Annotated in this window: 1 protein-coding gene; it reads left to right on the forward strand. The window is 70.3% G+C overall.

Annotation, left to right across the window (positions count from 1 at the left end):
• Positions 1-241, forward strand: a 241-nt coding sequence (locus CVH10_RS21300) for a hypothetical protein (protein ID WP_219924954.1), incomplete at its 5' end; no start/stop codon positions are given.
• Between the last annotated feature and the right edge of the window lie 25 nt (positions 242-266).

The following is a 266-nucleotide window of genomic DNA, read 5'->3' on the forward strand; positions in this document are numbered from 1 at the left end:
CGGCCTGAAGGCCCGCGGCATCACCTATCTCAAGGGCGACTGGACCAACCAGAACCCCGAGATCACCCGCCTGCTGGAGCGCCATGGCCGCAGCGGCGTGCCGCTCTACCTCCTCTATGCCGGTTCCGGCGAGCCCGTGGTCCTGCCGCAGATCCTCACTCCCGGCCTCGTGTTGGAGGCCCTGCAGGCGGTACCGCTGGCGGCCACGGACCAGAGCGCCGCCCTGACTACGGAGCGATAGCCGATGCCCCAGACCCGCCGCTTCC

This window comes from Halomonas sp. ND22Bw (assembly GCF_003011945.1).
GTDB lineage: Bacteria > Pseudomonadota > Gammaproteobacteria > Pseudomonadales > Halomonadaceae > Halomonas > Halomonas halophila.